The following is a 23,003-nucleotide window of genomic DNA, read 5'->3' on the forward strand; positions in this document are numbered from 1 at the left end:
CGACGGTGTAGGCGCCGTGAAAAATCGCCGTCATCTGCGAAGTCAGTGGCCTTCGGCCGCCAATACGGCCTCGACCCTGATTTCCTCGACCAGCCGCTCCTTCAGCGCCACGAAGGCGGGGCTGGTCTTGATGGTATAAGGCCGGGGATGCGGCAGGTCCACGGGGATATCCGCCTTGATGCGTCCGGGGCGCGCGCTCATCACCACCACGCGCGAGCCGACGAAGATCGCCTCCTCGATGTCGTGGGTGACGAAGAGCACCGTCTTCTGCTCGCGCTCCCAGATGCCGAGCAGCATCTCCTGCATCAGGGCGCGGGTCTGGTTGTCGAGCGCGCCGAAGGGCTCGTCGAGCAGCAGGATCTTCGGGTCGTTGGCGAGGGCGCGCGCGATCGCCGTGCGCTGCTGCATGCCTCCCGAGAGCTGCCGGGGGAAATGGTCGACGAAGCCGGACAGGCCGACGCGGCTGGCCCAGTCGCGCGCGATGTCGAGACGCTGGCGCTCGCCGACGCCCTTCTCGCGCAGCCCGAATGCGATGTTCTCGATCACCGTCAGCCAGGGAAACAGCGTATAGCTCTGGAAGACGAAGCCGCGATCGGCCCCGGGGCCTTTCACCTCCGCCCCATCGAGCATGATGCGGCCCTCGGTCGCCCGTTCCAGCCCGCCGATGATGCGCAGCAGCGTCGATTTCCCGCAGCCCGACGGGCCGAGGATGGTGATGAAGTCGTTGTCGCCGACACTGAGCGAGGTCGGCATCAGCGCGCGCGTCGGCTGGCCGCCGCGCTGGGCGGGAAAGATCTTCCCGACCTTCTCGATGATCAGCTTGCTCACGTTCTGGCCCACGGAAACAGGCGCTGGTTGACCGCCTTGAACAGGAAATCGGAGATCAGGCCGATCAGCCCGATGACGATGATGCCGAAGATGATCTGCCCCGTATTGAGCAGGGCCTGGCTGTCGGTGATCATATGGCCGATGCCGGAGGAGGAGCCGATCAGCTCGGCCACGATGACATAGGTCCAGGCCCAGCCGAGCACGAGGCGGAAGATTTCGGCGATCTCCGGCGCGGCGTTGGGCAGGAGCACCCGGCGGACGACGGAGGTGTCGCTGGCGCCGAGCGTATAGGCGGCGTCGACGAGATCGCGGCGGATCGATCCGACCGCGACGGCGATCATCAGGATCAGCTGGAAGACCGAGCCGATGAAGATCACCAGCAGCTTCTGCGCCTCGCCGATGCCGGCCCAGAGGATCAGCAGCGGGATGAAGGCCGAGGCCGGGAGATAGCGGGCGAAGGAGACGAAGGGCTCGAGAAAGGCCTCGATCGGCTTGTAGGCGCCCATCAGGATGCCGAGCGGCAGAGCGACGAGCACGGCCAGGATGAAACCGCCGACGACGCGCCAGATGGTCATGCCGATATCGAAGGCGAAGCCGTAGCGGACGAGGAGATTATAGCCCTCCGCCACCATGGTGAGGGGATCGGCCAGGAACAGGCGCTGGACGAAGCCGCCGAAGGTCGCGATCGACCAGAGCGCGACGAACAGCGCGAAGAAGGCGAGCCCGTAGGCGATGCGGGCCGCTGCCGGAACGGGCTGGAGGGGTTTCATGACATAGTCGCTGACGAGAGGAAGCGCGGGATCCCCTCTCCTGTCAGGAGAGGGGTAGCGGTGAGGTGTCGGCCCCTGGACCGGTGACGCGCCGAATACGAAGCGAGGCCGCGGTGAGCTCACGGCCGAAGCGTCGATCGGCCCACCCCTCACCCTGCCCTCTCCCTACGGGAGAGGGTTCCCTGCGCCTCGTTCGGTTGCGACCGAGGTCAGTTCACTTCGCCGCGACGTATTCCGTCTCGACCAGCGAAGCCAGATCCGGCTTGGACTTGATCAGGCCGATCTCGAGCAGGAGATCGGCCGCCTTGGCCGAGAAGGCCTGCCAATCGCCGGCGAAGAACTTGCGGTTACCCTCCGCATCCGCCCATTTCAGGAACGCGGCCGATTTGCCGAATTGCTCGGCCGACTGCTTCACATCGGCGCCCATGATGCCGAAGGCCTTGTCCTTCTCCTTGCCGATCATCTCGATCGCCTCGAAATAGCTCTTGGTGAGCGCCGCGGCTGCCGCGTCATTGGCCGCGAGGAAGGCCGGGGTGCAGCCGAATGTGTCCATCACCATCGGATAGTCCAAGGTGGTGGCGATGATCTTGCCCGCATCGGGCTTCTCGCGCACGGCCGAGAGATAGGGCTCATAGGTCATGGCCGCGTCGTTCTGCCCGGCGATGAAGGCCTGGGCGGCGGGGCCCGGCTCCATATTGACCACCGTCACGTCCTTCACCGACATGCCGTTCTCCTTCAGCATCCAGGCGAGGGCGAAATAGGGCGAGGTGCCGGGCGCCGAGGCCGCGACGGTCTTGCCCTTGAGGTCCTTGATCGAGGCGGTGGCGTTGCGCGTCACCATGCCGTCGGCGCCATAGCTCTTGTCGAGCTGGAAGATCTGCTTGGTCTTGATCCCGGCCGCGTCCCAGACGATCCAGGTCTCGACGGTGGTGGCGGCGCATTGGATGTCGCCGGAAGCGATGGCGAGGTGGCGGTCCTTCTGCGGGATCTTCTTGATCGTCACATCGAGCCCGTTCTTCGCGAAGATCCCGGCCTCCTTGGCCAGGACGAGCGGCGCGAAGCCGGTCCAGCCGGAAATGCCGATATTCACCTTGGTCTGGGCCTGCGCGGCCCCCGCCGCGAGGAGGCCGGCGAGGCCGATGCCGGCCAGAGCTGCTATGCGCTTCGATGCGATCATGACGGAACCCTTCCCTCTGCGATTCTTCCGTTTGCCACGTCGCCGGAGAGGACGCAGCCCGTCCAGCGACAATGCAACCTTCGTTCCAAGGCAGGTTAAATGCATATGCAATTACGTCAAGCGCCGATCGGGGTTTTCGGGGTGCCGCGGGTTCGATTAGACCATTGATCGCTGCGATTACAGGCCGGCCGCTGCCGTGCTCCGTATAATTCCTGTCCGGAATGACATCGAAAAATAAAACACTTCATAAATGAAGTTATTACTGGGCGGCTTTACTCATGTCATCGGCGATTCCATACCGCCGGAAAGCCAGCGTGGCTCAGCCGCGAATGCTGTTATCAAGCACTTCAGACAAGACAGGTTCAGAATATGATACAAAACATCCGTAATATAGGCGACATATTTACGTTCATCGCCTATCTAAACGAAACGAAAATCAGATTTACTCCGGATTGCCAGAGAGATGATTATATCATGATCGTTTGCGGCGGCGCTTGTGTCAGAATCGAGATTGAATAGGGACGCGACAATATTGGATATTCGGTTTTTCGCGGATCGGAATCTATCGAGACCGACATCACGATTCTTCAAACGATCCTCGAAGACTCGGCCATGTCCGACTGAGATAATGGCAAAAAGCTTTGCAGAATTTTGTCTCTTGACCGGCTTGGGATAATCGGACTGGCTTGGCCGTCGGCGCATGGCCGATTCAATCAGCCTGAGAGTTTATGATGAACGGCGCCGACCGCCTTTGCGACACGCTCCTCGTCAACGAGGTCGATGTCTGCTTCGCCAATCCCGGCACATCCGAGATGCATTTCGTCGCGGCGCTCGACCGCAAGCCGGAGATGCGCTGCGTGCTCGGCCTGTTCGAGGGGGTGGTGACGGGCGCCGCCGACGGCTATGCCCGCATGGCCGACAAGCCGGCGGCGACGCTGCTGCATTGCGGCCCCGGCATGGCCAATGCGCTGGCCAATATGCACAATGCCCGGCGCGCCCGCACGCCGATGATCAATGTCGTCGGCGACCATGCGACCTACCACCTCGTCCATGACGCGCCGCTGACCAGCGACATCGAGAGCCTGGCCCGGCCGATGTCGCATTTCGTCCGCCGCATCGCGACGCCCGAGGATGTCGGCCCGGCGATCGGCGAGGCCTATGCCGCCTCGCTGTCGCTGCCCGGCGTCACCACCGTGATCCTGCCCGCCGATTGCGCCTGGGGCAGCGTCGAGCCGGCACAATTGGCCCCGACCAGCGTTCCGGCCGCGAAGACGGTCGATCAGGCGACGGTGAAGGCCGTGGCCGAGGCGCTGCGCAAGCATGGCGGGCGCGCCGCCTTCATCATGACCGGCTCCTCGCTGCGGGCCGGGCCAATGGAGATGACGGCGCGGATCTGCGCCACGACCGGCTGCCGCATGATCGGGCAGATGTCGAATGGCCGCATCGAACGCGGTCTCGGTCGCGTCGCCCTGCCGAAAGTGCCCTACCCGATCGACATCGCGCTCGGCCAGCTCAAGGATCTCGACCTGATCGTGCTGGTCGGCTCGCAGGTTCCGGTCGGCTTCTTCGCCTATCCCGGCAAGCCCGGGCGGTTGATCCACGACAGCTGCGCGGTGATGACCCTGGCCGAGCCGGGCGACGATCTGCCAGGCGCGATCGCGGCGCTGGCCGAGGAGCTCGGGGCGACGAAGACGGCGCCGACCCTGATCGCCCGGCCTCTGCCCGATCAGGGCGCGCTGCCCGGGGGCGCGCTCGACGCCGACAAGGTCTGCACCATCGTCTCGCGGCTGATGCCGGAAAACTGCATCATCTGCGATGAATCCGTGTCCTCAGGCCGCGTCTTCTACCAGCAATGCCATACGGCGCCGCAGCACGACTATATCCAGCTCACCGGCGGGGCGATCGGCGAAGGGATCCCGCTCGCGATCGGCGCGGCGGTGGCCTGCCCCGACCGCAAGGTCATCGGCATGCAGGCGGACGGCTCCGGCATGTATACGGTGCAGGGGCTGTGGACGCAGGCGCGCGAGAACCTCGATGTGGTCACCGTGGTCTTCGCCAATCGCACCTATGCGATCCTGCATGGCGAGATGCGCGCCGTCGGCGTCAATGATTTCGGCCGCAACGCCAAGCTGATGCTCAATCTCGACGAGCCGGCGCTGGACTGGGTCGGGATGGCGCGCGGCATGGGCGTAGAAGCGGCCCGTGCCACCACGGCCGAGGAATTCACCGATCTGTTCAAGGCCGCGCTCGCCCGCAAGGGGCCGTTCCTGATCGAAGCGGTGATCTGAGCGAGGTTTCGCCGGCGTGAGCTGCGGCCCGGATCGTTTCCGTACCCGCAACTCACGGCCACCCGTCCCCTTTGCGGAAGCGTTTGCCAGCCGTGAGGCCAGCGGTCCCGGACGGCCCGCGGCGTTCCCGTCCTAGCGGAACCCCTCCAGAAACGCGTCGAGGCAGCCGCCGATCGCCTCGATGGCGTAGCCGCCTTCCTGCACGACCAGGGTCGGCAGCCCAAAACCCTTCACGCGGGCGCCGATCGCGCCGAAATCCGCCGTCTCCAGCTTCAGCACGCCGATCGGATCGTCCTTATGCGCGTCGTAGCCGAGCGCCACGACCAGGACCTCCGCGCCGAATTCGCGGATCGCCCGGCCGGCGCGGTCGATGGCCGCGTTCATCTCATGCCCGGCGGCGCCATGCGGCAGCGGCAGGTTGAGATTGCAGCCTTCGCCGGGGCCGTTGCCGCGCTCATCCTCATAACCCGTGAAGAAGGGGTAGTAATTCGCCGGGTCGGCATGGATCGAGACCGTCAGCACATCGTCGCGGCAATAGAAGATCTGCTGGGTGCCGTCGCCATGATGGGCGTCGACGTCGAGAATGGCGACCTTGCCGAAGCCCTGGCGCAGGCGCTGCGCGGCGATCGCCGTGTTGTTGACATAGCAGAAGCCGGAGGCGCGGTCGGCGCGGGCATGATGGCCCGAGGGGCGGCAGAGCGCATAGACCGCACGCTCCCCCGCCAGCAGCGCATCGGCGCCGGCCACCGCGGTCTGCGCCGAGCGCAGCGTCGATATCCAGCAATGCTCGCCGACGGGCACCGAGAGATCGCCGAGATACCAGCCGAGCTGCCCCATCAGCCCTGTCGGCCGGCAGGGAGGGCGCATCGCCTCGTCGGTCCTGCCGCTCCAATAGGGGAAGGTGTTGGGCCAGGCTTCGGGGCCGCGCTCCGGCAGTTCGAGCCAGCGCTGCCAGACGTTCTGGAGGAAATCGACGAATTCGGCGCTGTGCACGCCCAGGATCGGCTCCACCCCGCTATCGGCCGGCTGCTCCGGCCTGACGCCATGGCGGTCGAGCGCGGCGAGCAGCTGCGCCGTGCGCTCCGGCAGGTCCTTGGGCGCGACGATCTGGCCGAACCGCATATATTGCTGGGGATCGTGGAGCGACTGGTCCGGATGATAGAAGGCGCGCATGGTTCGGCTTCGTCCCTTGTTTGGCGATGTCAGGCTAGCAAAGCCTGCAGCCTCGCGTCACGCCGGCGTCACGCCGCCCTCCCCTGCGCTGAAAGCGGCCGCCGATACCGGACCTCTCGCTCGGTGAGCTAGCGCGCCGCCACCAGCAAGGTCAGCTCCCGGGCGAGCGCGCGGGTCTCGAAGCGGCCGGGACGGTACCAGTCGATCGAGCCGTTCATCGCGCCGAGCAGGAAATAGCGCAGCGTTTCCGGCGCTCTTTCGGGCGCGAGCGTGCGGCTCTCCTGCAATTCGGCGATGAAGCCGCGCCAGACCTCGTCATAGAGGCGGCGGGTCAGCCTGACGCTTTCGGGCACCGTCACCGCCCCGAAGGCGAAGGCGCGGATGCTGGCGCTGGTATAATCTCCATGGTCGTGCAGCGCCGTGAGATGGGCGTGGATCGCCGCCTCGAGGCGCTGACGGGGCTGCGCGCCGGCCGTCGCGGCCAGCGCCGCCACCACCGCCTCATGCACGAAGCGCACGCCGTCATTGGCGACCGCCTCGACGATCTCCTCCTTCGACGCGAAATGGTGGTAGAGGCTGGCCTTGCGGATGCCGACCGCCTCGGCGATCTCGCGCAACGTGGTCTGGTGATAGCCGCCCTGGCGCAGCAGCCGCGCTGCCATATCGAGGATCAGCCGGCGCGAACCGCCGCCGGCGGCCTCGCGGGCCGGCCTGTCGACCGCGACGCTCACAGCCGCTTCGCCACCTCTTCCAGCATCACCTCGGTGGCGCCGCCGCCTATCGCCTGGACGCGGGCGTCGCGGGTCATGCGCTCGATCGCGCTCTCGCGCATATAGCCCATGCCGCCATGGAACTGCAGGCAGGCATACATGACTTCGTTGACCAGCTCGCCGCAATAGGCCTTGACCATCGAGACCTCGCGCGTCGCGTCGAAGCCCTGCGCATCGAGCCAGGCGGCGTGGTAGACGAGCTGGCGTCCGGCCTCGACCCTGGCGGCGAGCATGGCGAGCTTCTGGCGGATGACCTGCTTGTCCCAGAGCGTCGCGCCGAAAGCCTTGCGCGTCCGGACATAGTCCAGCGTCAGCTCGATCGCCGCCTGCGCCTCGCCCATCGCCATCGCGCCGATCACGGTGCGCTCGTTCTGGAAATTGCTCATGATGGCGTAGAAACCGCGCCCCTCCTGGCCGAGCAGATTCTCGGCCGGGATCCGGCAATCCTCGAAGACCAGCTCGGCGGTGTCGGAGGAGCGCCAGCCATGCTTGTCGAGCTCGCGCGCGACGCGGAAGCCCGGCGTGCCCTTCTCGACCAGGAAGATCGAGACCGATTGCGAGGGCTTGGCGGAGAGATCGGTCTTGGCCGCGACGCAGTAGAGATCGGCATGGACGCCGTTGGTGATGTAGACCTTGGCGCCGTTCAGCACATAGGAGTCGCCCTCGCGCCGCGCGGTGGTGCGGATGCCCTTCACATCCGAGCCGGCATCGGGCTCGGTGACCGCGACCGCGACGATCTTCTCGCCGGCGATGATGCCCGGCATGTGCGCGTCGCGCTGGGCCTTGCTGCCGCCATTGGCGATATGCACCGACGCCATGTCGGTATGGACCAGCGCGGTGATCGCGACGCCCGAGAAGGTCGAGCGGCCGAGCTCCTCGGCCAGGATCACGGTCGCCATCGTATCGAGTTCGGAGCCGCCATATTCGGCGGGGTAGCGGATGCCGAGGAAGCCGAGCTCGCCCATGCGCCTGAGCAGCGCGCGCGGCACGAAGCCCTGCTCCTCCCAAGCTAGCGCATGCGGCTTGATCTCGGTCTCGACGAAGCGGCGGAGCTGGTCGCGCAGCGCCTCATGCTCCTCGGTGAAATAGGGGGAGCGACGGGCGCCGCCGCTATCGAGCCTCTCCACTGCCGACATGATGACCTCCGCGCTTGACCGCAGGCATTGGAACCGCCTACCTAACGGACGGTAGGTGAATTTCCGGACAGGTTCAAGCCGTCATTGCGAGCGCAGCGAAGCAATCCAGGAGCCAGGGGCTCGCCATCGCCTGGGTTGCTTCGCTGCGCTCGCAATGACGGTGCAGGGAGCGAGGCGGCACGATGACGGCAGAAGCACAGGTCCCCACCGCCCCGCCCCCGCTCGACGCGATGATCGCCACATTGCGGGAGCGCCATGCGCTGGTCGCGGCCGGCGGCGGCGAGCGGATGAAGGAGCGGCATGAGGGGCGCGGCAAGGTGATGGTGCGCCAGCGCATCGACCTGCTGCTCGACCCGCAGACGCCTTTCCTGGAATTGTCGCCTCTGGCGGCCTGGGGGCTCTACCGCAACGAGGTGCCCGGTGCCGGCATCGTCACGGGCATCGGCATGGTCAGCGGCCGGGCCTGCATGCTGATCGCCAACGACGCCACGGTGAAAGGCGGCTCCTTCTTCGCCGAGACGGTGCGCAAGCATCTGCGCGCCCAGGAGATTGCGGAGGAGCATCGCCTGCCCTGCCTCTATCTCGTCGATTGCGGCGGCGCCTTCCTGCCGGAGCAGGACCGCGTCTTCCCCGATCGCGATCATTTCGGCGGCGCCTTCTACAATCAGTGCCGGATGTCGGCGGCGGGGATCTCGCAGATCTCGCTGGTCTTCGGCGGCTGCACGGCGGGCGGGGCCTATATCCCGGCGCTGTCGGACGAGGTGATCATGGTCAAGGGCACCGGCCGGATCCATCTCGGCGGGCCGCCGATCGTCAAGGCCGCGATCCACGAGATCGTCGATGGCGAGACGCTCGGCGGCGCCGAGATGCATACGCAGGTCTCCGGCGTGGCCGATCACCTCGTGCTGGACGAGCGCGAGGGGCTGGCCAAGCTGCGCGAGATCGTCGCCTCGCTCGGCGAGACCGGGCGGCTCGCCCCGCCCAGCCGTGAGCCCGCCCCGCCGCTCTTCGACGCGGCGGAGCTGACCGAGATCGTGCCGACCGATCTGCGCCGGCCCTATGACGTGCGCGAGGTGATCGCCCGCATGGTCGACGGCAGCGCCTTCAATGCCTTCAAGCCGGATTACGGCGCCACGCTGGTCTGCGGCTTCGCCCATATCCATGGCTATCCCGTCGGCATCATCGCCAATAACGGCGTGCTCTTCTCGGAAGCGGCGGTGAAGGGCGCGCATTTCATCGAGCTCTGCGACCAGCGCCAGATCCCGCTGCTGTTTCTGCAGAACATCACCGGCTTCATGGTCGGGACCGAGGCCGAGCGCGGCGGCATCGCCAAGCATTCGGCGAAACTCGTCTATGCCGTCTCGAACGCGCGCGTGCCGAAATATACGGTGCTGATCGGCGGCTCCTATGGCGCCGGCAATTACGGCATGTGCGGGCGCGGCTTCCGCCCGCGCTTCCTGTTCTCCTGGCCCAATGCGCGCATCGCGACGATGAGCCCGGAGGTCGCGGCCAATGTGGTGACGGATCTGCGCCGCCAATCGCTCAAGGGTGCCGCCGACGAGGCCGCGATCGCCGCGCTCGACGCGACGACCCGGGCGCAGTTCGAGGCGCAGAGCGACCCCTATTACGCGACGGCGCGGCTCTGGGACGACGGCATCATCGAGCCGGCGCAGACGCGTGACGTGATCGGGCTATGCCTCGCGCTGGCGGCGGGCGAGCCGCGCGATCCCAGCCCCCGCCCCGTCTATCGGATGTGATCGCCGCGATGTTCGACACGATCCTGATCGCCAATCGCGGCGAAATCGCCTGCCGCATCATCCGGACCTGCCGGCGCATGGGCATCCGCACCGTGGCGGTGCATTCCGAGGCGGATCGCGAGGCGCTGCATGTGCGGCTGGCCGACCGCGCCATCGCCATCGGCCCCGCACCGGCGCGCGACAGCTATCTCAGGGCCGACCGCATCATCGAGGCCGCGCTGGCGAGCGGGGCGCAGGCCATCCATCCCGGCTATGGCTTCCTGTCGGAAAGGCTGGATCTGATCGCCGCCTGCGACGCCCATGGCCTGGTCTTCATCGGCCCCTCGGCGGCGGCGATCGACGCGATGGGCGACAAGATCCGCTCGAAGCAGATCGCGCGCCAGGCCGGGGTGCCGGGCGTGCCGGGCTACGACGGCGCCGACCAGGCGCCGGAGGTGCTGCGCCGCGAGGCGCTGGCGATCGGCCTGCCGGTGATGGTGAAGGCCTCCGCCGGCGGCGGCGGCAAGGGCATCCGCAAGGTCGAGCACCAGCACGAGCTCGACGGCGCGATCCTGGCGGCCGCGCGCGAGGCCGAGGCCGCCTTCGGCGACGGGCGGCTGCTGATCGAGAAATTCGTGAGCCGGCCGCGCCATGTCGAGGTCCAGATCGCGGGAGACCGGCATGGCCGGATCGTGCATCTCTACGAGCGCGACTGCTCGGTGCAGCGGGCCAATCAGAAGCTGTTGGAGGAGGCGCCCGCGCCGAACCTGTCGGATGCGGCCCGCGCGGCGCTGCACGAGAATGCGCTGCGCCTGTCGCGGGCGATCGCCTATGACAATCTCGGCACGGTGGAATTCCTGGTCGATGCGGCGACGCAGGAGGTGTTCTTCCTCGAGATGAACACACGGCTTCAGGTCGAGCATCCCGTCACGGAAGCCATCACCGGGCTCGATCTGGTGGAATGGCAGATCCGCATCGCAGCCGGCGAACCGCTGCCGCTCGCGCAGGACGAGATCCGCTGCACCGGCCATGCGATCGAGGCGCGGATCACCGCCGAACGGGCCGAGGAGGGTTTTCGGCCCGATACAGGTCGCATCAGGCTCTGGCACGCGCCGGAGGGGCTGCGTCTCGACAGCGGCGTGACGGAGGGCTCGACCGTCTCGCCGCATTACGATTCGCTGCTCGCCAAGCTGATCGCGCATGCGCCGGACCGGGCCGGAGCCGTGCGCAAGCTGGCGGCCGGGCTGGACGAGATGGCGGTGCTGGGCCTTGGCACGGTCCGGCCCTTTCTCGCCGATTCCTTGCGCCAGCCCGCTTTCGCCGAGGGGCGGGCGACGACGCTGTTCATTCGCGAGACCTGGCCGGAAGGCTGGCGGCCCGAGCCCTGCGACGCCGCGTCCCGCAATGCGGTGGCCGCCGCGATCTGGCTCGCGGAGCGTGCCGGGCCTCGGGCGAGCGGGCCCTGGGGCAGCCTCGGCGGCTTTCGCCTGCTGGCGCCGGCCGGCCCCGTCGCCACCGCCCATCTCGCGGTGATGGCGGAGGGCGGCGAGGCGCTGCTGCGGGTCGAGAGCCATGACGGGTTCCTGCGCATCCGCGACGGCGACGCGACCCATGAGGTGGCGGTGACCGGGAGCGGGCGCGGCGCCTGGTCGGTGGTGATCGACGGCGCCCGCTCGCGGGCCTTCGCGGCGCTGGATCCGGCCGGGCTGTTCCTCGCCCATGGCGGGTTCGAGGGCCATGTCGGGCTGTCCCTGGCGGTCGAACGTGCGGCGGCCGCGCGCAGCGGCGGGTCCGCGGGTGGCGATGCGGTCAGGGCCGCGATGCCCGGCACGCTGTCGGCGCTGCATGTCGCGCCGGGCGATCATGTCGAGGCCGGCCAGGTCGTGGCGGTGCTCGAATCGATGAAGCTGTTCATCGAGCTCAAGAGCCCCGCCACCGGCATCGTCTCGAAGCTCGGCGCCCGCGCCGGCGCGACCGTCGCGGCCGGCGATGTGCTGGTGGCGATCGAGCCCGCGCCCTGACTCAGTGCGGTGCGGCCTTGGCGTCGCGCAGCACGGTCAAGGCGAGCACGGCGCAGAACAGCATGGCGAGGATCGACAGCGCCGCGACGGCATGGAACCCGCCCATGAAGGCCGCCCTCGCCGTCGCCAGCACGGGTGCCGCCTGGTCCGGCGCCATCTGCCCCGCCGCCGAGAGCGCGCCGCCCAATGTCGCGCGGGCCCCGGCCAGCGCTTCCGGACTCGTGCCCGGCATCGCGACCTCGCTCATCCGGCTGCGATAGATTGCGGTGCCGAGGCTGCCGAGAATGGCGACGCCCAGCGCGCCGCCGAGCTCGGCGCTGGTTTCGGACATGGCGGAGGCCGCGCCGGCGCGTTCGGGCGGGGCCGATCCGACGACCAGCCCCGTCGTCAAGGCGATCACCGGCGTGAAGCCGACGGAGAAGACGATCGAGGCCGAGACGATCTGCAGCAGGCTCGGCGCGAAGCTGAGCCAGACGAAGCCGAGCGCGGCCACGCCCATGCCGCCGGCGATCAGCCGCGCCGTCGGGATGCGGGCCGCCAGCGCCGGGGTGACGAAGGAGCAGAGCGTGAAGGCGATCGAGGAGGGCAGCGACCACAGCCCGGCCTCCAGCGGCGAAAGCCCCGCCACGAGCTGCAGATATTGCGCGAAGAAGATGAAGCTGCCGAACATGAACATGATGCTCGACAAGTTGATCGCCAGCGAGGCGCTGAGCGCCGGGATCCTGAACAGCGCCATGTCGATCATCGGATCGGCGAGGCGGTTCTGCCTCCGGACGAAGAGGACGACGAGCGCCAGCCCGAGCCCGATCGCCGCCAGGCTCGTCGGCCCCATGCCGAACTCGGCGATCTTCTTCACGCCATAGATGATGCAGAGCATCGCGGCGAGCGAGAGCAGCGCGCTGGCGATATCGAGCCGCCCGGCCTTCGGGTCCCTGTATTCCGGCAGCAGCGCCGGGCCGATCAGCAGCAGCAGGACCATCGGCGGGACGGCGACCAGGAAGACTGAGCCCCAGAAGAAATACTCGATCAGCACCCCGCCGACGACCGGGCCGATGATGCCGCCGGCCGAAAAGGCGGCGATCCACATCGAGATGGCGAAGGTCCGCTCCTTCTCGTCGGTGAACATCACCGTGATCAGCGACAGCGTCGAGGGGGCGAGCGTCGCGCCGGCGATGCCGAGCACCGCCCGCATCAGGATCAGCATCTCGGCGCTGGCCGAGAAGGCGGCGACGATGGAGGCGAGCCCGAAAGCGCAGGCGCCGATCATCAGCAGCTTGCGCCGGCCGATCCTGTCGCCGAGCGTGCCCATCGTCATCAGGAAGCCGGCGACCATGAAGCCGTAGATGTCGATGATCCAGAGCAGCTGGCTGGCGCTCGGCTTCAGCTCGCGCGTCAACGTCGGCACCGCCAGGTTCAGCACCGTCAGATCCATCGAATAGATCATGCAGGGCAGCGCGAGCACGCCCAGCCCGATCCATTCGCGGCGCGTCGCCAAGCGTGGCGCCGCCTGCTCCATCGTCTCACCCGTCAACTCGGTCTCTCCCTGCGATGCGCGTCACGAGGCCGGCCGGTCTAGCCGGTCGATGTGACGCCTGATGTCGGCAGCCTCGGCTGCCGACCCTGCCAGCGCGATGGCGCGGTTGAACGCCTCGCGCGCTTCCGCGGCCCGGCCGCATTGGCCGAGAAAGGCGCCGCGCGCCCCGTGGAAATAGAAATATCCCGAGAGCCGGCCCGCGAGAGGCTCGATCAGCGCGAGTCCGGCCTCGGGCCCTTCGAGCTTGGCCACCGCCACCGCCCGGTTCAAGGTCACCACCGGCGAGGGCTGCATGCGTTCCAGCGCCGCATAGAGCTGCGCGATGCCGGCCCAATCCGTCGCCTCCGCCCGCTCCGCCCGCGCATGCAGCGCCGCGATCGCTGCCTGGATCTGATAGGGCCCGGGACGCTGGTGGCGCAGCGCCTTGTCGACCAGGGCCAGGGCCTCGTCGATCGCCGCCCTGTCCCAGAGCGAGCGGTCCTGGTCCTCCAGGCTGACGGCCTGGCCCTGAGCATCGAAGCGGGCGCGCAGCCGCGATTGCTGCAGCAGCATCAGCGCCAGCAGCGCCAGGATCTCCGGCTCGGCCGGGAAGAGCCGCACCAGCAGCCTCGTCAGGCGGATCGCTTCCTCGGACAGGGCCGCGCGGGCGCTCGCCATGGCCGAGCCGGCGGTATAGCCCTCGTTGAACAGCAGATAGAGCATGGCGGCGACGGCACCCAGCCGCTCGGCCCGCTCGATCGCGCCCGGCGTCTCGAAGCCGATGCCGCCCTGTCCGATCCGCGCCTTGGCCCTTGTGATGCGCTGTTCCATGGCGCTCTCGCCGACCAGGAAGGCGCGCGCGATCTCGGCCACCGAAAGCCCCGAGACGATGCGCAAGGCGAGCGCCACCTGCTGCGTCGCCGGCAGATCGGGGTGGCAGCAGATGAACATCAGCCGGAGGATATCGTCGCGATAGGCGGCGCCGTCGAGCCGCTCGACCGTCTCGGCCTCGGCATCGCCGGTCTCCGACAAAGCCTCCTCGGGCGGCAGCGCCGTCTCGCGCCGCGTCCGCCGCAGCAGGTCCACCGCCGCATTGCGACCGACGAAGATCAGCCAGGCGGCGGCGTCGCGCGGCGGCCCCTTCTCCGGCCAATGCCGCAGGGCGCGCAGGCTGGCCTCCTGGAAAGCCTCCTCCGCCAGTTCGATATCGCGGAAATGGCGCAGCAGCGCGCTCATCGCCTGAGGGCGGGCCGAGATCAATGCGGCGTGCAACCAGGCGAGATCGCTCATCGCCAGCCCCCATCAACCCTGCTGCAGGCTCGGCGGAACCGGGTTCAGCACGGCGATCGGCCGGATCTCGAAGGCGCCGCCGGAGCCGCAGGCCTGCGCCATCTCGCGGGCGGTCTCGATCGCCTCCTCGAGCGAGGCGCAATCCACGACGAAGAACCCGAGAAGCTGCTCCTTGGTCTCGGCGAAGGGCCCGTCCAGCACCACCGCCTCGGCCCCCTTGCGAAGCGTCACGGCGGCGGTCGTCGGCATCAGCCGCGCTACCGGGCCGAGCTTGCCTTGCGCCGCCAGCTTCTGCTGGACCGCGGCGAGATCGGCCATCACCGCCGCCTCCTTCTCCTTCGGCCAGGCGCAGACGGCGTCCTCGTTGTCGTAGCAGAGCATGGCGTAGAGCATCGCATTTCCCTTTCAATCCTGAAGACGCGGCAGACTGCACCGGGCCGACATTTGCGAGAAGAAAAAATCCCGTACAATTTTTTGAGCGGCCGATGTCGGGAGCCATGCGGCCCGTCCGTCCTAGGGGCGTCGTGCTGCAGCAGGCTGGTGTCAAAATCTGACAGCACAGCCTTTCATGATTGCAGCCAGCTGGAGGAGGATTGAATGGCTTATGTGGATGGATTTGTGGTCGCCGTCCCGAAGGCGAATCTGGAGAGCTATCGCGAGATGGCGCAGCTCGCCGGCTCCGTCTGGATGGAGCATGGCGCCGTCTCCTATGTCGAATGCGTCGGCGACGACGTGCCCTATGGCGAACTGACCTCCTTCCCGCGCGCCGTGCAGGCGAAGGAGGATGAGACGGTCTTCTTTTCCTGGATCACCTATGCCTCGCGCGCCGATCGCGACGCGATCAATGCCAAGGTGATGGCCGACGAGCGGCTGAAGGGGATGATGGGTTCGAACGTCTTCGACGGGAAGCGCATGATCTTCGGCGGTTTCCAGACCTTCGTCGAGCTGTGAGGAGCGCGTCATGACCGAGCCTCTGCGGGGCGTGCCGGAGGGCATGCACAGCGTCACCCCTCACCTGATCTGCGCCGGCGCGGCCGATGCGATCGACTTCTATGTCCGGGCCTTCGGCGCGACCGAGATCGCCCGGATGCCGGGTCCCGACGGCAAGCTGATGCATGCCGCCGTCAGCATCCTCGGCTCGACCGTGATGCTGTTCGACGAGATGCCGGAATGGGGCGCGCTCGGGCCGAAGGCCCTGAAGGGCTCGCCGGTGACCATCCATCTGTTCTGCGACGACGTCGACAGCTTCTTCGCCAGGGCGATCGAGGCCGGCGGCACGGTGATCATGCCGGTCGCCGACATGTTCTGGGGCGATCGCTACGGCAAGCTGGAGGATCCGTTCGGCCATCACTGGTCGGTTGCGACGCAGCTGCGCAAGCTGACGCCCGAGGAGATCCGGGAGAACATGATGAAGATGGGCGGCATGCCCTGCCCGGAAGCGACGCAGCCGCAGCACGCCTGATCGCCCGGCCGGGAACTCCCGCGCTCCACCCGCGTCTTAAGGCCGGGGGGAGTTCCCGATAGGAGACGACCATGAAGATGCTTGTTCTCGCTGCCGGCGCCGTGTTGCTGAGCGCTCCCGCCCTCGCCCAGAGCAGCACGACGACCACCACCACCATCACCACCGAGCAGACCGGCAAGGTCCGCTCCTATGTGATGAAGGAGAAGCCGGAATCGGTGAAGATCACCAAGGAGGTCTCGGTCGGCGCCGAGCTGCCCAACGAGGTGCAGCTGCGGACGCTGCCGGCCGATGTCGGCGTATCCGAGTACAGCTACACCGTGGTGAACGGCCAGACCGTGCTGGTCGAGCCGCGCACCCGCAAGATCGTCAAGATCATCGAGTGATCGGCCGGTCCCGCTGATCGACGAGCCAGCCCAGCCCTGCCTATGCGGCGGGGCTGGCACGGCCGCGACACGTCTCAGGTGTCGGACTGGGTGACGCCGAATTTCTGCATCAGCTGCGTCCGGTCCATGCAGGAGACGTCATAGGTCACCGCGCGCCCCTTGAAATCCTGACGCTTGGCGAAGTCCCTGGTCATCGCGCTGGTGACGTCGTCGATCTGCGCCTCGCAGATCGCCGCGGTCGTGAACTCCATCCGGCTGAGATGGGATGACTGACACAGGGGTTCACCAGAGACGCAGGCCACCACAACCATCGTAAACGCGTCCATATCGCGCCTCCGCTTCATGAGCTTCCGTCACGAAGGCTGCATCGACATGGTTAATGCGGGGTTAAGCCGGTGGAGCCATGCAGTGTCGGTAAATGGCCGCCGCAACCGGGGCACGGAGCAAAACCGGCGATTTCGCGTTTGTCAGACAGCGCCGCCCCGGGCGGCTGAATCATCCAAAGTCGAGGTCCGACATATGCAGAGAGACGGGATCCACGAGATTCGTCCGATCGCGCCGATCGCCCTGCCCGACAGCGTCAAGCCGGGGCCGGTCGGGCCGCGTCCGAAGATCATGTCGATGAACCCCGCGGACCTTTCGATCGATGCCAGCTACCAGCGGGATATTTCGCGACGTTCGCTGAAACTGATCCAGAAGCTGGTCAAGGAATGGGATTGGCGACGCTACAACGTGCCGGTCGTGACGAAGGTCGGCAATTCCTGGCACATCATCGATGGCCAGCACACCGCCATCGCGGCCGTCACGCATGGCGGCATCGGCGAGATCGACGTGCTGGTGGTCGAGGCCGAGGAAGGCGAGGACCGGGCGCGCGCCTTCATCGGGCACAACAAGGATCGGGTGCCGATCACCACCACCCAGCTGTTCTTCGCGGCCGCCGCCAGCGGCGACGACGATGCGCTGACCGCCCAGCAGGTCTGCGAGCGCGCCGGCGCGACGATCCTGCGCAATCCCACCCCGGGGCGCGCCTTCCGGCCCGGCGAGCTGATCGCGGTCTCGGCCCTCGTCTCCCTGATCCGCCGCCGCTCGGCGATGCGGGCACGGGTGGTGATCGAGACGCTGGTGCAGGCGCAGATGGCGCCGATCAGCGCCGAATGGATCGTGGCCATCGACACCGTGCTGCATGACGAGAATTTCGGCGATGTCGAGCCCGAGACCGTGCTCGCGACGCTGAAGCGCTATGGTTCGACGCTGCAGGCCAAGAGCACGGAGCTCGCTCTGGCGAAGAAGCTGCGGCGGTCGCGGGCGCTGGCGATCGTCGTCTACCAGCACGCGCGAAAGAAGCGCGGCGGCCGGAGCGATCAGGACGGCGCGGCCGAGCAGAACGAAAGCGTCTGAGCCGCACCGCCCGAGGACATCAGCAGGCACCGGCGCGCTCGCGCTCCGGTGCCGCAGGCGGCGCGTCGCTCAGGACCCGACGATCGTGCCGCCATTGGGGTGCAGCACCTGTCCCGACATGTAGGACGCCTCCTCGCTCGCGAGGAAGACATGGCAGGAGGCGACCTCATTGGGCTGGCCGGGCCGCTTCATCGGCGATTGCGCGCCATGCTTCGCCACCCGCTCGGGCTCGAAGGAGGCGGGGATGAGCGGGGTCCAGATCGGTCCCGGCGCAACGGCATTGACCCGGATCTTGCGGTCCGCCAGCGCCTTGGCGAGCGAGCGGGTGAAGGCGACGATGGCGCCGCGTGTCGCGGCATAGTCGATCAGCGTGTCATTGCCCTGATAGGCGGTGACCGAGGTCGTGTTGACGATCGCCGCACCCTCCTTCATCTGGCGCAGCGCCGCCTTGGTCATGTAGAAGTAGCCGAAGACATTGGTCCGGAAGGTGCGTTCGAGCTGTTCCGCCGGAATTTCGAGCGGCGTCTCGACAGTGTGCTGTTCGGCGGCGTTGTTCACGAGAATGTCGATGCGCCCGAAGGCGGAGACGGTCTCGTCGACGACGCGCTGGCAGAAGGCTTCGTCGCCGATATCGCCGGCGAAGCGGATGGCCTTGCGCCCCTCCGCCTCGACCAGCCGGACCGTTTCGGCCGCATCCTCCTCCTCGTCGAGATAGGCGATCGCGATATCCGCGCCCTCGCGCGCCATGCCGACGGCGACCGCCCGGCCGATGCCGCTGTCGCCGCCGGTGATCAGGGCGACCTTATCCGCCAGCCGATCCGCACCCCTGAAGCGGGGCTCGAAATCCGGGCGCGGCGTCATCTGCGCCTCGCTGCCGGGCTGGTGATCCTGGGATTGCGGGGGATTTTGTGTGTCGGCCATGGCAGCCTCGTCTGCAAAGGGTGATGCGCCTGGGCGCGGGCGGCGAAGGCGCGCCGGCCACCACCGGGCCGGCCGATGCGTCATCCGCCGGTGGAGGGGGCCGGCTGCTGCGGCTGGGCGCCGGTCTGGGCCGGAGCCGAGCGGTTGCCGCTGGCGCCAGTGGCCAGGGGCCCCCAGATCATCGCGACGGCGAGGCACGGCGCGATCGCATCCTCGGCGCTCGGCGAATTGGCGGGCCCTCTTTGCTTGCGGTTGCGGGCGCCCCTCGGAAGGGGCGCCCGTTCATCGGCGAGATAGAGTAGCCGGCTCAGATCTGGCCGGTACGGCCATAGGGCATGCGGTCGCGCGGATAGGGCTCGGCCGCCGGGTCGAAGCCGGACCAGCCCTCGCGACGCCACTCGTCGCGATGGGTCGAGACGTCGAGGCTGGCGCCGGCGTCGAGAGCCGTCGCCGCCCGCTGTTCCGACATCTCGTCGGTGCGGACCGAGACGAGCGAGCCGCCGCGGCGGACGCTCTCGGCATAGGTCTCGGCATCCTCCCGCGACATGCCGGTCTCGGTCATGGCGCCGATCAGGCCGCCGGCCGCGCCACCGACGATGGCGCCTGTCGCCGCTCCGGCCGCCGTCGAGGCGAGCCAGCCGGCCGCGACCACCGGACCGATGCCGGGGATCGCCATCAGGCCGAGCCCGGCCAGCAGGCCGGCGCCGGCGCCGAGAGCCCCGCCGACAGCGGCGCCGCCGGCGGCGTCATCGGCGACCTCGCTGTCGGTCCCGGGCTCGCCACGGGCGTGCTGGTGACCGATCAGGCTGATCTGGGTGTCGGAGAATCCGGCTTCCTTCAGGCGGCGAACGGCCGCTTCCGCATCGGAATAACGGTCATAGACACGGGTAATGGTACGGTTCATGGCGAGGGATCCTAATTGCTGATGGAGATGTTGCCGCGGTAATCCACCGCGACGTTGCGCATGGCACCGTCCTTTTCGGCCTGGCCACGCCAGATACCGTCCTCGCCCTTGGCCAGTTTGCCGGGGTTGCCGTAGCCATTGTCACGGAGGCGGGCACGGGCCTGTTCCTCGGTGAAGCTGTTGGCGCCGGGCAGAGGCGCCTGTCCATCGACGCCGGGACGCGGCGAGGGGAGCGGCGAGGTGGTGCTCGTCTGGGCGAGAACGCCGGGTGCGAGCAGGATGCTCGCCAGGCCTGCCGCAAGTATTGTGGTCTTCATCGTGACCTCCGATGGTTGCATGAGGTGACAACCGCCCGGACTCGCAGGAGTTCCGCTCAGATTTCCCCAGCGTTGCGCGTCAAAGCTTTGAAGAATCACAGGGCGCAGCCCTCGCGCAGCCGCGGCTGCGGAACCAGAGCCGAGCCGGCATGTTGACGAACGACCAGCAGGCGGAGACCCGCAATGAGCAGGACCGACAGCCCGAGCCCCGCCATGCCCAAGCTGCCGCCCGCCGTCGAGGGTGCGGTCAGCGAGATCGATTTCCAGGCGCATCGGCTGCGGCTCTACCAGAACGGGTCCGGCGCTCCGCTGCTCCTGCTGCACAGCATCAATGCGGCGGCATCGGTCTATGAGGTGCGCCCGATCTTCCACCACATGGCGCGGCATCGGCAGGTCTTCGCGCTCGACCTGCCCGGCTTCGGCGGCTCCTCGCGCCTGCGCGACGACTACACCATCGCGTTCTATACGCGCGCCGTCATCGCCGCGGCGGAGCATGTCCGGCAGATCGCGGGGAGCGGGCCGATCGCCGTGCTCGGCCTGTCGCTGACCTGCGAATTCATCGCCCGCGCGGCGCTGGCCCGCCCGGACCTCTTCGCGCAGCTGATCTTCGTCACGCCGACGGGTTTCGAACATGGCGCGCAGAAGCGGCGCGCCGGCGGGGCGCAGGGTCGTGCGATACCGGGGCTGGAGGCGGCGCTGACGGTCGGCCTCTGGCGCGATGCCCTCTACAAGGCGCTGGTCAGCCGGCCCAGCATCCGGTTTTTCCTGAAGCGCACCTTCGGCTCCAGCGACGTCGATCCCGGCCTGATCGACTATGCCCATGCCAGCGCGCACCAGCCCGACGCCGCCTTCGCGCCCCTCGCCTTCGCCTCGGGGAAACTATTCTCCGGCGATGTGCGGACGCTGTACGAGGCGCTGCGGCTGCCGGTCTGGCTGGCGCATGGCACCAAGGGCGCCTTCGCCGATTTCGCCCAGGCGGGCTGGGTGGAGCAGCGGGAGAATTGGCGCCGCAGCGCCTTCGACACCGGCGCCTTTCCGCATTTCCAGGCACCGGAGCGCTTCTTCGCCGAACTCGAAACCGTGCTGGCGGACAGCGCGCGCACTGATGAATCACCCGGCCGCGCGACGCTGCGAATGGTGGGCGGAACCGGCTGAGGCGACGCAACTCTTGCCCGACACCGGCGTTGCAGGGGCATGTGCGGCTGGGACAACAGCAGGAGAACGCCATGAACCGACGCCAGACCCTGAGCGCCCTCAGCCTCGCCGCGATCGCGGCACCGAGCTTCGCTCTCGCCCAGGCCAGTGACCAGAACCGCCCCTCCGCCGCGGAGGGCGAGCACATCACCGCCACTCTCGACGCCGGAAAGATGACGCTGGAGGCCAGCCGCGTCGCGCTGTCGAAAGCGACCGATCCGGCGATCAAGCGCTTCGCGCAGCTCGAGGCCGCGGAACAGGAAACCATCGCCGAAGTGTTCTCGAGCCGCGTCGAGCGCTCGCAGAACGCGCCGCCCAAGGTCGATGCCGATGCCAAATCCGCTATCGACAGCGTCCACGCCCAGCAGGCCGGGCCGGCCTTCGACAAGGCCTATCTCGCCGGGCAGATGGAGGGGCATCGCAAGCTGCTCGCGATCCAGGAGGCCTATCTCTCCAATGGCCGCGATCCGCGCCAGCGCGGTCTCGCCATGCTGATGCGCGGGCATATCAAGGAGCACATCCTCGAGCTGGAAGTGCTGCAGAAGGACATGGCGTAAGTGCGATGGCCGGGGCGCTGGCGCTGAGGGCGGAAGAGCTCGTCGCGCGCCTCGAGCAGCGCGGGCTGCTGATCGCCACGGCCGAATCCTGCACGGCGGGCCGGTTGGCCGCCCTGTTGGCGGATGCGCCCGGCGCCTCCGCCGTGCTGGATGGCGGTTTCATCACCTATACCAAGCAAGCCAAGCAGGTCCTGCTCGGCGTCCCGGAGGAGAGCCTCTCGACGCCGGGCGGGGCGGTCACGCCCGATGTCGCACGGGCCATGGCGGCCGGGGCGCTGTCGCGCAGCAACGCGACGCTCGCCGTGGCGCTGACGGGGGTGCTCGGCCCGGCCTGCGACGAGGACGATAATCCGGTCGGGCGTCTCGACATCGCCTGCGCCTGGGAGGGCGGGACCCGCCATCGCCGCCACGAGCTCGGCGAGGCCGAGCATGACAGGCTGACGGAGAAGGCGCTCGACGCCGCCCTGACGCTTCTCGACGAGACGCTCGACACCATGGCCGCATCGCGCGGCCGCTAGCCGAATCCGAAGGCCGATCGCGCAAGACCCGAGGGAACCCCTCGGGCCAAAGGCCGTTGCCGAGGGAAAGGGAGCACAATCGATGGAAGATCAGCAGATCTGGGATTTCGAAGAAGGACTTTGGACCGGCGATGCCGATCATTACCGCGAGCTGATCGATCAGGACTGCCTGATGGTGCTTCCCGCCCCGCCCTTCGTCTTCACCGGTTCGGAGGCGATCGCCGCCGTCTCGGATACGCCTCGCTGGAGCAGCGTCGCGCTGTCGGAGAAATCGGTGACCCGGCCGCAGGAGGGGCTGATCGTGATCGCCTACAAGGCCGAGGCTCGCAAGGACGATGACGAGAGCTACAGCGCGCATTGCACCTCCGTGCTGCGGCGGCTGGATCACGGAAAATGGCGCGTGGTGCAGCATCAGCAGACGCCGCCGATGATCGCGCCGGCGAAAAGCTGAGCGACCGGCCGTTTCGGTAGCGTCAGGCCGGCGGCAGCCGCGGCGATCCCGTTTCCTTCCAGTCGGCAAGGCTGCGTTAAGGGCGCGGCCAGCGCATGCCCGCATCGACATGGACGTGACGCGGTATTCCGTGCGAGGAATGCCGCGTCGAGGCGAGGCGATGACCTCGGCTCTCTCGCGATCCGGGAACGATTCG

The 23,003-nt window shown here is 67.9% G+C and carries 24 protein-coding genes; 11 read left to right on the forward strand and 13 right to left on the reverse strand.

The features are described 5' to 3' along the window. Window positions 1-42: 42 nt before the first annotated feature. From ASG72_RS01420 to ASG72_RS01430, 3 genes are all read right to left on the reverse strand, one after another. Window positions 43-828, reverse strand: a complete 786-nt coding sequence (locus ASG72_RS01420; RefSeq protein ID WP_056709861.1) for an ABC transporter ATP-binding protein — start codon at window positions 826-828, stop codon at window positions 43-45. Next, a complete protein-coding gene (locus ASG72_RS01425; protein WP_056707940.1) occupies window positions 825-1,598 on the reverse strand; it encodes an ABC transporter permease in 774 nt (257 codons plus the stop codon). The genes ASG72_RS01420 and ASG72_RS01425 overlap by 4 nt, the downstream gene beginning before the upstream one ends. Before the next feature lie 214 nt (window positions 1,599-1,812). Beyond that, the gene (locus ASG72_RS01430) at window positions 1,813-2,775 is read right to left on the reverse strand and encodes an ABC transporter substrate-binding protein (protein WP_056707944.1); all 963 of its coding nucleotides are present in this window, start codon (window positions 2,773-2,775) and stop codon (window positions 1,813-1,815) included. A gap of 731 nt (window positions 2,776-3,506) precedes the next feature. Here ASG72_RS01430 and ASG72_RS01435 point away from each other — a divergent pair. After that, complete coding sequence (locus ASG72_RS01435; RefSeq protein ID WP_056709863.1) at window positions 3,507-5,063, forward strand: acetolactate synthase large subunit; 1,557 nt, start codon at window positions 3,507-3,509, stop codon at window positions 5,061-5,063. 132 nt (window positions 5,064-5,195) lie between these two features. On the opposite strand, the gene ASG72_RS01440 is transcribed toward ASG72_RS01435, so the two are convergent. From ASG72_RS01440 to ASG72_RS01450, 3 genes are all read right to left on the reverse strand, one after another. Next, complete coding sequence (locus tag ASG72_RS01440) at window positions 5,196-6,236, reverse strand: histone deacetylase family protein (RefSeq protein WP_056707948.1); 1,041 nt, start codon at window positions 6,234-6,236, stop codon at window positions 5,196-5,198. Between the two features lie 128 nt (window positions 6,237-6,364). Beyond that, window positions 6,365-6,967, reverse strand: coding sequence for a TetR/AcrR family transcriptional regulator (locus tag ASG72_RS01445; RefSeq protein WP_056707951.1), 603 nt, complete (start codon window positions 6,965-6,967; stop codon window positions 6,365-6,367). Beyond that, window positions 6,964-8,142, reverse strand: a complete 1,179-nt coding sequence (locus ASG72_RS01450) for an acyl-CoA dehydrogenase family protein (protein ID WP_056707953.1) — start codon at window positions 8,140-8,142, stop codon at window positions 6,964-6,966. The genes ASG72_RS01445 and ASG72_RS01450 overlap by 4 nt, the downstream gene beginning before the upstream one ends. Window positions 8,143-8,324: 182 nt before the next feature. On the opposite strand from ASG72_RS01450, the gene ASG72_RS01455 reads away from it, so the two are divergent. Continuing rightward, complete coding sequence (locus ASG72_RS01455) at window positions 8,325-9,899, forward strand: carboxyl transferase domain-containing protein (RefSeq protein ID WP_056707956.1); 1,575 nt, start codon at window positions 8,325-8,327, stop codon at window positions 9,897-9,899. 8 nt (window positions 9,900-9,907) lie between these two features. After that, the gene (locus ASG72_RS01460) at window positions 9,908-11,899 is read left to right on the forward strand and encodes a biotin carboxylase N-terminal domain-containing protein (protein WP_056709865.1); all 1,992 of its coding nucleotides are present in this window, start codon (window positions 9,908-9,910) and stop codon (window positions 11,897-11,899) included. 1 nt (window position 11,900) lies between these two features. Here the strand turns inward: ASG72_RS01460 and ASG72_RS01465 are convergent, their stop codons facing one another. The 3 genes from ASG72_RS01465 to ASG72_RS01475 are packed head-to-tail and all read right to left on the reverse strand — an operon-like array spanning window position 11,901 to window position 15,095. After that, entirely contained in the window at window positions 11,901-13,430 is a 1,530-nt protein-coding gene (locus ASG72_RS01465) for an MFS transporter (RefSeq protein WP_244488656.1), read from the reverse strand. Window positions 13,431-13,454: 24 nt separating this feature from the next. After that, window positions 13,455-14,702, reverse strand: a complete 1,248-nt coding sequence (locus tag ASG72_RS01470) for an RNA polymerase sigma factor (RefSeq protein ID WP_056707961.1) — start codon at window positions 14,700-14,702, stop codon at window positions 13,455-13,457. 12 nt (window positions 14,703-14,714) lie between these two features. Then, window positions 14,715-15,095, reverse strand: a complete 381-nt coding sequence (locus tag ASG72_RS01475) for a YciI family protein (RefSeq protein ID WP_056707966.1) — start codon at window positions 15,093-15,095, stop codon at window positions 14,715-14,717. A 204-nt stretch (window positions 15,096-15,299) separates the two neighbouring features. Here ASG72_RS01475 and ASG72_RS01480 point away from each other — a divergent pair, with 204 nt between their 5' ends. The 3 genes from ASG72_RS01480 to ASG72_RS01490 all read left to right on the forward strand — a co-directional run bounded on the left by ASG72_RS01480 (window position 15,300) and on the right by ASG72_RS01490 (window position 16,547). Next, window positions 15,300-15,653, forward strand: a complete 354-nt coding sequence (locus tag ASG72_RS01480; protein WP_056707968.1) for a DUF1428 family protein — start codon at window positions 15,300-15,302, stop codon at window positions 15,651-15,653. Window positions 15,654-15,663: 10 nt separating this feature from the next. Continuing rightward, on the forward strand, window positions 15,664-16,164 hold the full coding sequence (locus ASG72_RS01485) for a VOC family protein (protein WP_056707972.1): 501 nt from the start codon (window positions 15,664-15,666) through the stop codon (window positions 16,162-16,164). A 71-nt stretch (window positions 16,165-16,235) separates the two neighbouring features. Continuing rightward, the gene (locus tag ASG72_RS01490) at window positions 16,236-16,547 is read left to right on the forward strand and encodes a DUF1236 domain-containing protein (protein WP_056707975.1); all 312 of its coding nucleotides are present in this window, start codon (window positions 16,236-16,238) and stop codon (window positions 16,545-16,547) included. A gap of 74 nt (window positions 16,548-16,621) precedes the next feature. Here the strand turns inward: ASG72_RS01490 and ASG72_RS20510 are convergent, their stop codons facing one another. Continuing rightward, on the reverse strand, window positions 16,622-16,798 hold the full coding sequence (locus ASG72_RS20510) for a hypothetical protein (RefSeq protein WP_156395745.1): 177 nt from the start codon (window positions 16,796-16,798) through the stop codon (window positions 16,622-16,624). A gap of 268 nt (window positions 16,799-17,066) precedes the next feature. Between ASG72_RS20510 and ASG72_RS01495 the strand changes: the two genes are divergently transcribed. Further along, window positions 17,067-17,945, forward strand: coding sequence for a DUF6551 family protein (locus ASG72_RS01495; protein WP_056707977.1), 879 nt, complete (start codon window positions 17,067-17,069; stop codon window positions 17,943-17,945). Between the two features lie 69 nt (window positions 17,946-18,014). Here the strand turns inward: ASG72_RS01495 and ASG72_RS01500 are convergent, their stop codons facing one another. The 3 genes from ASG72_RS01500 to ASG72_RS01510 form a co-directional block, all read right to left on the reverse strand. Beyond that, on the reverse strand, window positions 18,015-18,866 hold the full coding sequence (locus tag ASG72_RS01500; RefSeq protein ID WP_056707980.1) for an SDR family oxidoreductase: 852 nt from the start codon (window positions 18,864-18,866) through the stop codon (window positions 18,015-18,017). Window positions 18,867-19,173: 307 nt separating this feature from the next. After that, the gene (locus ASG72_RS01505) at window positions 19,174-19,770 is read right to left on the reverse strand and encodes a general stress protein (RefSeq protein WP_056707983.1); all 597 of its coding nucleotides are present in this window, start codon (window positions 19,768-19,770) and stop codon (window positions 19,174-19,176) included. Window positions 19,771-19,781: 11 nt separating this feature from the next. Further along, window positions 19,782-20,108 (reverse strand): PepSY domain-containing protein, encoded by a 327-nt coding sequence (locus ASG72_RS01510; RefSeq protein ID WP_156395746.1) that lies wholly within the window; start codon window positions 20,106-20,108, stop codon window positions 19,782-19,784. 162 nt (window positions 20,109-20,270) lie between these two features. On the opposite strand from ASG72_RS01510, the gene ASG72_RS01515 reads away from it, so the two are divergent. The 4 genes from ASG72_RS01515 (at window position 20,271) to ASG72_RS01530 (ending at window position 22,807) form a co-directional block, all read left to right on the forward strand. Then, window positions 20,271-21,242: an alpha/beta hydrolase gene (locus ASG72_RS01515; protein WP_082539992.1), complete on the forward strand. Its 972-nt coding sequence runs from the start codon at window positions 20,271-20,273 to the stop codon at window positions 21,240-21,242. A 71-nt stretch (window positions 21,243-21,313) separates the two neighbouring features. Next, window positions 21,314-21,838 (forward strand): DUF4142 domain-containing protein, encoded by a 525-nt coding sequence (locus ASG72_RS01520; protein WP_056707992.1) that lies wholly within the window; start codon window positions 21,314-21,316, stop codon window positions 21,836-21,838. A gap of 5 nt (window positions 21,839-21,843) precedes the next feature. Continuing rightward, window positions 21,844-22,356, forward strand: a complete 513-nt coding sequence (locus tag ASG72_RS01525; RefSeq protein WP_056708001.1) for a CinA family protein — start codon at window positions 21,844-21,846, stop codon at window positions 22,354-22,356. Between the two features lie 82 nt (window positions 22,357-22,438). Further along, complete coding sequence (locus tag ASG72_RS01530) at window positions 22,439-22,807, forward strand: DUF4440 domain-containing protein (RefSeq protein WP_056708003.1); 369 nt, start codon at window positions 22,439-22,441, stop codon at window positions 22,805-22,807. Window positions 22,808-23,003 lie beyond the last annotated feature (196 nt).

The organism is Allobosea sp. Leaf344, assembly GCF_001426225.1.
In the GTDB taxonomy this organism is placed as follows: Bacteria; Pseudomonadota; Alphaproteobacteria; order Rhizobiales; family Beijerinckiaceae; genus Allobosea.